Annotated in this window: 9 protein-coding genes; all 9 read right to left on the reverse strand. The window is 63.4% G+C overall.

Features of this window, described 5'->3' with window-relative positions:
- Positions 1 to 226: 226 nt before the first annotated feature.
- Complete coding sequence (locus HP546_RS22315) at positions 227 to 1,009, reverse strand: TatD family hydrolase (protein WP_172229526.1); 783 nt, start codon at positions 1,007 to 1,009, stop codon at positions 227 to 229.
- Positions 1,010 to 1,040: 31 nt separating this feature from the next.
- Positions 1,041 to 2,027, reverse strand: coding sequence for a DNA polymerase III subunit delta' (locus tag HP546_RS22320; protein WP_172229528.1), 987 nt, complete (start codon positions 2,025 to 2,027; stop codon positions 1,041 to 1,043).
- Complete coding sequence (tmk, locus tag HP546_RS22325) at positions 2,020 to 2,652, reverse strand: dTMP kinase (protein ID WP_172229530.1); 633 nt, start codon at positions 2,650 to 2,652, stop codon at positions 2,020 to 2,022. Before tmk ends, HP546_RS22320 begins: the two co-directional genes overlap by 8 nt.
- Before the next feature lie 9 nt (positions 2,653 to 2,661).
- Positions 2,662 to 3,855 (reverse strand): endolytic transglycosylase MltG, encoded by a 1,194-nt coding sequence (mltG, locus tag HP546_RS22330; protein ID WP_172229532.1) that lies wholly within the window; start codon positions 3,853 to 3,855, stop codon positions 2,662 to 2,664.
- A gap of 4 nt (positions 3,856 to 3,859) precedes the next feature.
- Positions 3,860 to 4,675 (reverse strand): aminodeoxychorismate lyase, encoded by an 816-nt coding sequence (pabC, locus tag HP546_RS22335; protein ID WP_172229533.1) that lies wholly within the window; start codon positions 4,673 to 4,675, stop codon positions 3,860 to 3,862.
- Positions 4,675 to 5,919: a beta-ketoacyl-ACP synthase II gene (fabF, locus tag HP546_RS22340; protein ID WP_172229535.1), complete on the reverse strand. Its 1,245-nt coding sequence runs from the start codon at positions 5,917 to 5,919 to the stop codon at positions 4,675 to 4,677. The genes pabC and fabF overlap by 1 nt, the downstream gene beginning before the upstream one ends.
- 189 nt (positions 5,920 to 6,108) lie before the next feature.
- Positions 6,109 to 6,345: an acyl carrier protein gene (acpP, locus tag HP546_RS22345; protein ID WP_008096410.1), complete on the reverse strand. Its 237-nt coding sequence runs from the start codon at positions 6,343 to 6,345 to the stop codon at positions 6,109 to 6,111.
- A gap of 203 nt (positions 6,346 to 6,548) precedes the next feature.
- Positions 6,549 to 7,289: a 3-oxoacyl-ACP reductase FabG gene (fabG, locus tag HP546_RS22350; RefSeq protein ID WP_172229537.1), complete on the reverse strand. Its 741-nt coding sequence runs from the start codon at positions 7,287 to 7,289 to the stop codon at positions 6,549 to 6,551.
- A 15-nt stretch (positions 7,290 to 7,304) separates the two neighbouring features.
- Positions 7,305 to 7,847: ACP S-malonyltransferase (locus tag HP546_RS22355; RefSeq protein WP_172229539.1), on the reverse strand; the 543-nt coding region annotated here is incomplete at its 5' end.

Raw genomic sequence — 7,847 nt, forward strand, 5'->3', positions numbered from 1 at the left:
AATGAAAGCGCGGCGTATTCCAAATCTGTTTAAAAAACGATCAATAAACACTGGCACTGCGCCAAACCTGGCCAATACTTGAAGTGTTGGCGCGACGCATCCCCCCCGAGTGGCGCGCTGATAAAGGTGCTCAGGGACCGCGTACCTTTGTTTTACTCCTAATGGTCTTAACCCGGATTCCCCCCCCAGAACCCGGGTTTTTTTTTGCTTGCGCACGGGCTGCGAATCAGCGCACCCGCGCCAACGGGAACAACCGCTTGAAGTTGGCAGTGGTCTGCTCCGCCAGTTGCTCGTAGCTGGCCCCCCGCAACGAAGCCACATACTCCGCCACGTCCCGCACATACTGCGGCAGATTCGGCTTGCCCCGATGCGGAATAGGCGCCAGATACGGCGAATCCGTTTCCACCAGCAAGCGGTCAACCGGCACTTGCCGCGCCACTTCACGCAGGGCATCGGCATTGCGGAACGTCACAATGCCGGACAGCGAGATGTAATACCCCAGGTCCAGCGCCGCCTTGGCCATTTCCCAATCCTCGGTAAAGCAGTGCAGCACGCCCGCCTGGGGCAGGCTGGCCTCACGCAACAGCGCCAGAGTGTCGGCCCTGGCCGCCCGGGTATGCACGATCACCGGCTTGCCCGTTTGTCGCGACGCCTCCAGGTGCAAGCGGAACGACGCCTGCTGCAGCTCGGCTGCCTCCGGCTCGTAATGGTAGTCCAGCCCGGTTTCACCAATCGCCACCACATGCGGGTGGGCCAGCTCGCGCAGCAGCCACTCCAGCGCCGGGGTTTCGCCTGGCGCCAGGTCCAGCGGGTGCACACCCACCGAGCAATCGACATCAGCGTACTGCTCGCTCAGCGCCTTCACCGCGCCAGCGTTCTCGGCACTGACGCCGATACACAGAAAATGCCCGACCCCGCGCTCACGCGCTGCCTGCAGGGCAGCATCGAGCGACCCTTGGTGGGCACTGAGGTCAAGACGGTCGAGGTGGCAATGGGAATCTACGAGCATGGGATAACGGCACACATGAAGAAAAGGAAAATCAGCGGGCGCCCGGCAATTGCAGCCAGTGCGCCAGCAGCGATTCAAGCAACAGGACACGGTTGAGGTTGGCCTTGCCCAGCACCTTCTGGCGCTGCTCCAGGATCCACGCCTGCACTTCCAGTACCTTGGCCTGGGGGCTTTTTTGCGCAAGGTATTGCAACACCTTGCGCATATCGGCCAAGCCTAAACCTTCCTCGTCCTGGGTCAACTGATAGCGCAGGACCAGGTGCGCCCAGTCGCAGAACCAGTCGAACAGCAGCAACAACGGCACACCGCTCCAGGCATCGGCGAGCTGACTGGGCGATTGCTGCTGCTTGAGCAGCTTCTTCACCCCGTCGGCGACCAGCGCACGCTGCTCGCGCACGCCTTGCGCCTGCAAGCTGACCGCCATCAGTGGCGACCCGGCAGCCAGGGTCAGCAGCTCGTCACGCTCGGCCTCATCGCTGTCAGGCAGGGCCCCGGCAAGCCACGCCCGGCTCTGCGCCAGGCTGGGCTGCGGACAGGCTACCTGCTGACAGCGGCTCTTGATGGTCGGCAACAGGCGGCTGGGCTGATGGGTGACCAGCAGCAGCACAGTATCGCCGGAAGGCTCCTCAAGGCTTTTGAGCAGTGCATTGGAGGCGTTGACGTTCATCGCCTCCACCGGCTCGATCAATACCACCTTGCGCCCGCCCTGCTGCGCGGTCTGCACCACGAAGGCCACCAGGTCGCGCACTTGGTCGACCTTGATCGGCTTATCGGCTTCTTCTGGCTCAAGGACGAAGTTGTCCGGGTGGCTGCCGGCCCTGAGCAACAGGCACGACTTGCACCCGCCACAAGCGTCCAGGCCCTGCGGTTGCTGGCACAGCAGGCGGGCCATGAGCCGCTCGGCCAGCGCTCGCTTGCCGATACCTTGCGGGCCATGCAGCAGGTAGGCGTGCGCGTGCTGGCTGCGGCCGGCCAGCTGTGACCACAGCGCCTGCTGCCATGGATAGGCCTCAGCCACGGCAACGTTCCAGGATACTTGGCAACAGGGCGTCGATGGCACGCTGCACAGCCTCGAGGGATTGTGCGGCATCCAGCAGGCTGTAGCGCTGCGGCTCGCGCTGGGCGCGCTGCAGGTAAGCGTCGCGCACGGCTTCGAAGAAGCCCTGGCCTTCCTGCTCGAAACGGTCCAGGCGGCCACGGGCGGCGGCCCGGGCCAGGCCCACTTCGACGGGCAGGTCGAAGACCAGGGTCAGGTCCGGGCGCAGGTCGCCCTGGACGAATTGCTCCAGGGTCGCGATGCGCTCGACCGACAAACCGCGACCACCGCCCTGGTAGGCATAGGTGGCATCGGTAAAGCGGTCACACAAGACGATAGCCCCGCGATCCAGGGCTGGACGAATCACCTGAGCAAGGTGCTGGGCACGCGCCGCGAACACCAGAAGCAGCTCAGTGTCGGCCGCCATGCTCTCATCGCTGGGGGCCAACAGCAGTTCACGGACCTTCTCGGCCAATGGCGTGCCGCCAGGCTCACGGGTCAGCACCACGTCCAGGCCATGCTCGCGCAGGCGTGCGGCCAGGTAATCACGATTGGTGCTTTTGCCCGCGCCTTCGGGGCCTTCCAGGGTAATAAACAAGCCGCTCACAGGCAGTCCTTAAGGTTGTTCGTCGGGCGTCGGCCGTTCGGCCGCTTGCGCGCCCCCGGCAGGGGCATCCTGCGCAGGTGGCGCATCGGGCGCTGGCTCCGCGTCCGGCTCATCCGCCGGCGGTGCTTCAGGCGGCGCGGCTTCATCAATACCCGGCTGCGACTCAGACTGCGGCGCGGGGCTGGAACGGTAGTCCGACCGGCGCTTGAGCTGGAACTCGCGCACCGCCGAGTTGTGATCGTCAAGGTCGTCGGAGAACACATGGCTGCCATCGCCACGGGCGACGAAGTACAGGCTGGTGCCGTCCGACGGGTTGAGGGCTGCGTGAATCGCTTCGCGACCGACCATCGCGATCGGCGTCGGCGGCAGGCCAGTGATGGTGTAGGTGTTGTAGGGCGTCGGCTCGCGCAGGTCGGCGCGGGTGATCTTGCCGTTATAGCGCTCACCCATGCCGTAGATCACAGTCGGGTCGGTCTGCAGCATCATGCCCAGGCGCAGGCGCCGCACGAAGACGCCGGCGATCTGCCCACGCTCCTGAGGGATGCCTGTCTCCTTTTCCACCAGCGAGGCCATGATCAGCGCCTGATACGGGTCGCGGTACGGCAGGTCGGTGGTGCGTGCGGCCCATTCCTTGGCCAGCACTTCATCCAGGCGCATGTAGGCCTGCTGGAGCAACTCGACATCGCTCATGCCGCGCACGAAGCGATAGGTATCCGGGAAGAAGCGACCCTCGGGGAACACGCCGGCATGGCCGAGCTTGTCCATTACCTCGGTGTCCGACAGGCCTTCCAGGGTGTGCTTGATCTTTTCGTGCCTGGCCACGGCCGAGCGCACCTGTCGGAAGGTCCAGCCTTCGACCAAGGTCAGGTTGTACTGCACCACGTCGGCACGGCGCCAGGCATCGAACAGCTGCTCGACAGTCATGCCGGGGGTCAGGCGGTATTCACCGGTGTGCAGGGGGGTACCCGCCATGTTGAAGCGCCAGTACAAGCGCAACCAGACGGCATCATCGAGCAACCCCTCGGCCTGCATGCGGTAGAACATGCGGTTGGGGTTGGTGCCATTGGGCACGTCAAGCAGGCGTTCCTGCGTTACGTGCAGGGGCTGCTCCAGGACCGAGTTGATCTTCCACGCCGACCAGCCAAGCGCCAGGCCGGCGAGGATCAAGCTCATTTCCAGCAACAGCAGGAGTTTGCGTCTCACGAATTCAGTTTTCCAGTAACGTACGGGCAACGGCCTGCAGTTTACGGGTGAGCGGGCCCGGCGACCAGTTTAGCGCGGCTACGCCACGCACGGGCCAGATGCCGTACACGCTATTGCAAACGAATACTTCATCAGCCTGCTCCAGCGCATCGAAAGGCAAGTCGCAAACCTGTACCGGGATACCCAGCAGCGCAGCCTGTTCCAGCAGCGCCGCGCGCATGACCCCGGCCACACCGCAGCGGTGGAGGTCGGCGGTTAACAGCACACCATCGCGGACCATGAACAAGTTGCTGTACACCCCTTCGATCACCCTGCCCTGCCCGTCACGCATCAGGCCTTCGGCATGCTCGCTGTCCTGCCATTCGGCGCGGGCCAGCACCTGCTCCAGGCGGTTGAGGTGTTTGAGGCCGGCCAGCAGGGGTTGTTCCCCAAGCCGGGTCTGGCAGGGGAACAGCCGCACGCCGTGTTCGGCATGCTCCACAGGATAGCTGGGCAACGGGCTGCCCTGCAGGATACGCCGCGGCGCGGCCGTCGCAGCCGGGGCATAGCCACGCTGGCTGTCGCCACGAGTAAGGATCAGTTTGGCTACGCCGTCACCCAGCTGGCCGGCATAACGCATCAGTTCGTCGCGCACCAGCGCCAGGTCGACGCTGATTGCCAGGCGCTGGCAGCCCAGCGCCAGGCGTGCACAGTGGCCGTCCAGCAGGCTGGGCCGGCCGCCACGCACGGCGATGGTCTCGAACAGCCCATCGCCGTAGGCCAGCCCGCGGTTCTGCAGGTTGACTGCAGCAGCCGGCTGGCCGTCGATCCAGCTTTGCATCAACCGGCGAACCGGCGGAACACCAGCGAGCCGTTGGTGCCACCAAAGCCGAACGAATTGGACAACACCACGTCGATCGGCATGCTCCGCGCCTGGTGCGGCACGAAGTCGAGGTCGCAGCCTTCGTCCGGCTCGTCCAGGTTGATGGTGGGCGGTGCCATCTGGCTGTTGATCGCCAGCACGCTGAAAATCGCCTCTACCGCACCGGCGGCGCCCAGCAGGTGACCGGTCATCGACTTGGTCGAGCTGACCGCCAGCTTGTAGGCATGCTCGCCGAACACGCGCTTGATCGCCGCCACTTCAGCGACATCGCCCGCGGGGGTCGAGGTGCCGTGGGCGTTGATGTAGCTGACCTGCTCTGGCTGAATACCGGCATCACGCAAGGCATTGGTCATGCAGCGGGCAGCGCCTTCACCGGTGTCGGGTGGCGAGGTCATGTGATAGGCATCGCCACTCATGCCGAAACCGACCAGCTCGGCATAGATGGTCGCGCCGCGGGCCTTGGCGTGCTCCAGCTCTTCGAGCACCAGGGCGCCGGCACCGTCGGACAGCACAAAACCGTCACGGCCCTTGTCCCACGGGCGGCTGGCCCGGCTTGGCTCGTCATTGCGGGTGGACAATGCGCGTGAGGCCCCAAAACCGCCCATGCCGAGGCCGCAGGCGGCCATCTCGGCGCCACCGGCGATCATCACGTCCGCTTCACCGTAGGCGATGTTGCGCGCGGCCATGCCGATGCAGTGGGTGCCCGTGGTGCAGGCAGTGGCAATGGCGTAGTTCGGCCCCTGCAGACCCAGGTGGATCGACAGGAAACCGGAGATCATGTTGATGATCGAGCCCGGCACGAAGAACGGCGAAATACGCCGCGGCCCCGAATCGTGCAGGGTGCGGCTGGTTTCCTCGATGTTGGTCAGGCCGCCGATACCCGAGCCCATGGCCACGCCGATGCGCTCGCGGTTGGCGTCGGTGACCTCCAGGCCCGCATTACGCACGGCCTGGAAACCGGCCGCCAGGCCGTACTGAATGAACAGGTCGAGCTTGCGAGCCTCTTTGGCCGACAGGTATTGCTCGACCTCGAAGCCTTTCACCGAGCCGCCAAAACGGGTGGAGTAGGCAGACAGGTCCGTGTGTTCGATCGAACCAATGCCACTGCGGCCAGCCAGAATGCCCTGCCAGGTGCTCGGTACATCTGTACCCAGTGGCGACAGCATACCCATACCGGTGACCACGACGCGTCTACGCGACACAGTACTCTCCTTTTCTAATGACAGAGTTTCTTGCCATTGCATTCAACGCAACGGAATGAAATGGCAACAAGCTCTCGACGCTCGGGGATCGAGACCCCGACAAACGAAGCAGGACGCTCGCAAAGAAAAAACCGCACGCCGGCAAAGGCAGTGCGGTTTTTCCCGACAAGAAGCGTCGACTACAGCGTCTTAGGCCTTGTGGCTGTTGACGTAGTCGATGGCAGCTTGAACGGTAGTGATCTTCTCGGCTTCTTCGTCAGGGATTTCGGTCTCGAATTCCTCTTCCAGAGCCATCACCAGCTCAACGGTGTCAAGCGAATCGGCACCCAGGTCGTCGACGAAGGACTTCTCGTTGGTCACTTCCTCTTCCTTGACGCCCAGTTGCTCGGCGACGATTTTCTTGACGCGTTCTTCGATGGTGCTCATACCTAGTTTTCACTCCTAATGGACATATGTCAGGCAGCTGGCCGGTGGCTAATTTTATAGAAACACGTTTGCTTTTCAAGCTAAACGCACCTTAAAACTGGCCACCCTACCCGCTGCCTGGAATCTGGTTGCAGCTTTATAACGGATTTTAGGCTCGCAGTATGACTCTTTTTTTACGAAATCCGTCACATTGAGTTGCAGTGTTACATGTACATCCCGCCGTTGACCGGCACAGTAGCACCGGTTACGTAGGCTGCGCCGTCGGAGGCCAGGAACGAAACCACCTTGGCGATTTCATCAGCCTGGCCCAGGCGGCCCAGCGGGATCTGGGTTTGCAGGGCCTCGCGCTGCGCTTCTGGCAGTTCGCGCGTCATGTCGGTGTCGATGAAGCCCGGGGTTACCGAATTGACGGTAATGCCACGCGAGCCCACTTCACGCGCCAGGGCGCGACTGAAGCCTTCCAGGCCGGCCTTGGCGGCAGCGTAGTTGGCCTGACCGGCGTTACCCATGGCACCAACGACCGAGCCGATGCTGATGATACGACCCCAACGTGCCTTGGTCATGCCACGCAGCACGCCCTTGGACAAACGGTAGAGGCTGTTCAGGTTGGTGTCGATCACGTCGAACCACTCGTCGTCCTTCATGCGCAGCATGAGGTTGTCACGGGTGATGCCGGCGTTGTTGACCAGGATCGCCGGAGCACCGAACTGCTCGCCAATGGCGCCCAGCACAGCTTCTACAGACTCGGCGCTGGTGACATTCAGTTCCATGCCGGTGCCGGCAATGCCGTGCTCCTTCAGGGTGGCAGCGATGCGTTCGGCGCCAGATGCCGAAGTAGCGGTGCCGATCACGGTCGCGCCCTGGCGGCCCAGCTCGAGGGCGATGGCCTGGCCAATGCCACGGCTGGCGCCGGTGACCAGTGCAACTTTACCTTGCAGGCTCATGCAAGCTTCTCCAAATCAGGCCAGAGCCGCGCGGGTGGCGGCAACGGCGTCAGGGGTGTTGAGGTTGTAGGTGGTTACGCCCTCGGCGCAACGCTTGTTCAGGCCAGCCAGAACCTTGCCCGGGCCGCACTCGACCAGGTTGACCGCACCGTTGGCAGCCAGGGTCTGCACGCACTCGACCCAGCGTACCGGCTGATACAACTGGGCCAGCAGGTCTTTTTTCAGCGTAACGAGGTCGGCTGCGATAGCAGCAGTTACGTTCTGCACCACCGGAATCTGCGGAGCCTTCCAATCGATGGCGTTGACTTCATCGGCGAAACGATCGGCTGCCGGCTTCATCAGGGCACAGTGCGAAGGTACGCTTACTGGCAGCGGCAAGGCGCGCTTGGCGCCTTTGGCTTTGCACAGCTCCATGGCGCGCTCCACCGCGGCCTTGTTACCGGCGATGACCACCTGGCCTGGCGAGTTGAAGTTGACAGCGCTGACCACCTGGTCTTCGGCCGCTTCGGCGCAAATTTCCACGACTACAGCGTCATCCAGGCCGAGAATGGCGGCCAT

The sequence above is a fragment of the Pseudomonas sp. CM25 genome, from assembly GCF_013179705.1.
Lineage (GTDB): Bacteria > Pseudomonadota > Gammaproteobacteria > Pseudomonadales > Pseudomonadaceae > Aquipseudomonas.